3 protein-coding genes and 1 riboswitch are annotated in these 2,474 nt (G+C 67.4%); all 3 genes read right to left on the bottom strand.

What is annotated here, in order from left to right; translation table 11 throughout:
* Positions 1-82 precede the first annotated feature (82 nt).
* The 3 genes from WA805_RS25595 to thrC all read right to left on the bottom strand — a co-directional run bounded on the left by WA805_RS25595 (position 83) and on the right by thrC (position 2,100).
* The gene (locus WA805_RS25595) at positions 83-286 is read right to left on the bottom strand and encodes a cold-shock protein (protein ID WP_424561733.1); all 204 of its coding nucleotides are present in this window, start codon (positions 284-286) and stop codon (positions 83-85) included.
* 261 nt (positions 287-547) lie between these two features.
* On the bottom strand, positions 548-823 hold the full coding sequence (locus WA805_RS25590) for a MoaD/ThiS family protein (RefSeq protein WP_422282737.1): 276 nt from the start codon (positions 821-823) through the stop codon (positions 548-550).
* On the bottom strand, positions 823-2,100 hold the full coding sequence (thrC, locus tag WA805_RS25585) for a threonine synthase (protein WP_425243617.1): 1,278 nt from the start codon (positions 2,098-2,100) through the stop codon (positions 823-825). The genes WA805_RS25590 and thrC overlap by 1 nt, the downstream gene beginning before the upstream one ends.
* A gap of 14 nt (positions 2,101-2,114) precedes the next feature.
* Positions 2,115-2,255, bottom strand: a riboswitch (SAM riboswitch).
* Positions 2,256-2,474 lie beyond the last annotated feature (219 nt).

Genomic DNA, 2,474 nt, shown 5'->3' with positions numbered 1-2,474 from the left:
GCCCGGCCCCCGCCGTGCGGGAGCCGGGCCGACCACACCGGCAGTAACCCGGCGATACTGAGGATTCGGCCAAGCCGGAGAACTAGGGGACGATGATGACCTTCTCGGCCTGCTGTCCCCTGTCGCTCTGCGTGATTTCGAACTCGACCCGCTGGCCTTCGTCGAGAGACTTGTAGCCGTCCTGCTCGATCGCTGAGTAGTGGACGAAGACGTCCTTGCCACCGTCGACGGCGATAAAGCCGTAGCCCTTGTCCGGGTTGAACCATTTGACGGTGCCCTGAGCCATTCCAAACAACTCCCTAACTGCTGCTCGGGCTTCGAGCCCCGCCCTTTCAACCGCGGAACCCGTCGGTCGCGACCTGCCGAGACCTGCCAGCGCACGTTTTCACGCTCGCACATTCTTGCCGGCTGCGACCGGAAACGACCTTACCCTGTGCGGGGCGTTCATGACGCCAGATAGCCGCCAATCACGTCAACGCGCACCGCATTGGTCACCTGCGGTATCGCCGGCGAAGATTGCGGCCGTCCTTTCCGTATGCCGCGGGGCTCAGCCGCCTGCCACCGCGGGAATGACCGACACCTGAGTTCCCGCAGGTACCGGCGTGTCGAGGCCGTCCGCGGACCGCACGTCTTTCTCGCCGACGTAGACGTTGACGAACCGGCGCAACTCGCCGCTTTCGTCGAGCAGCCGCCCGCCGATGCCCGGGTAGGCGGCGTCCAGGCGGCTGATGACCTCGCGCAGGGTGCCTGGCTCCGCCGTCACTTCCGGCGCGCCGCCGGTGTAGGAGCGCAGGATCGTTGGAATGCGGACCGAGATGCTCATCAGACGTCCGTCCCGTCGAATCCGGCCGCCTGGAAGGCGGCTACGGTCGGCCTGATGGCCGCGGGAACCGACACGGCCGGCGCCACGGCGTCCAGTGTCTTCAGGCCGTCTCCCGAGTTGATGATCACTGTTTCCGCGTCGGGGTCGAGCTGGCCACTGTCGAGCAGCTTGCGCAGCACGCCGACGGTGACCCCGCCCGCGGTCTCGCCGAAGACGCCCTGGGTACGGGCCAGCAGCCGGATGGAGTCCACGATCTCGGGGTCGGAGACGTCCGCCACCGCGCCGCCGGTGCGGCGCACCACGTCGAGCACGTAGGGGCCGTCGGCCGGGTTCCCGATCGCCAGCGACTTGGCGATCGTGGACGGCTTCACCGGCCGCACCACGTCCCAGCCCTTGCTGAACGCCTCGGCCACCGGCGAGCACCCAGTCGCCTGCGCGCCAAACACCCGCCATGGCTTGTCCTCGACGAGCCCGAGCTCAGCAAGCTCACTGAACCCCTTATCGATCTTCACCAGCTGCGCACCGGAAGCGATCGGCACCACGATCTGATCTGGGAACCGCCAGCCAAGCTGCTCGGCGATCTCGAAGCCGAGGGTCTTGGAGCCCTCCGCATAGTACGGGCGGACGTTCACGTTGACGAACGCCCAGTCCTCGTGCTCGCCTGCCAGCTCAGAGGCCAGCCGGTTCACGTCGTCGTACGTGCCGTCCACGGTCACGAACGTGCCGCCGTATACCGCCGTGGTGAGGATCTTCTGCTCTTCCAGGTTGGCCGGGACCATGACCACGGACCTGATGCCGGCCCGCGCCGCGGCCGCCGCGACCGCGTTGGCGAGGTTGCCTGTCGAGGGGCAGGCGAGCACCTTAAAGCCCATCTCCGTCGCGGCGGCGAGGGCCACCGCGACCACCCGGTCCTTGAATGAGTGGGTGGGGTTGCCGCTATCGTCCTTGATCCACAGCCGCCGCATGCCCAGTTCGGCCGCGAGTCCGTCGGCGCGCACCAGCCTCGTGTAGCCAGGCTCGCTCGTGGGGCGGCTCGCGATGTCCCGCGGCACGGGGAGCAGCGGCGCGTACCGCCAGATGCTGTGCGGGCCGGCCTCGATGTCGGCCCTGGTCAGCCGAGGGAAGTCGTAGCTGACCTCCAGCGGCCCGAAACACTCGTCACACGCGTAGTGCGGACCGAGAGCACTCGTCTTGCCGCACTCCCGGCAGGACAGGGCCGTAGCGTTGCCGAGTCGCGGCGCGCCGGACGCGCGCGCGCCCGCGGTCTGTGTAGTCATGGGGCGAGGCCTCTCTCCCATCTTTCCCAGCGATCACCTTGACCGCAGGCCGGACTTGGCACCAGTCGCGCGCTGGCCTCGCCTTACTGAGGTGCGTATCCGCGATGGTTGCCGGGGCTTCACAGGGCCGATCCCTCCACCCCTCTGGATGAGGTATTCAGTTGTCATGCCGTTGTCCCTGCCCAGAGCGTGGCTGGTAACAAGCCGGCAGCAGTACTCTATCCGATCGGGTAACGCTCTCAGCAACCCGGTTGATGCTGTTTCAACTAGTGTTGGGCTATATGACTGACGACCCGAGCCGGCTGGTTCTTGTCGCTTCCAACCGTGGGCCCGTGTCGTTCAGCTTCGCGCCGGACGGGTCGCTCGCGGCCCGG

It is taken from the genome of Trebonia sp. (genome assembly GCF_049794275.1).
GTDB lineage: Bacteria > Actinomycetota > Actinomycetes > Streptosporangiales > Streptosporangiaceae > Trebonia.
Note: the sequence above shows the minus strand (reverse complement) of the source record. Positions and strands in the feature narration are given on the sequence as shown.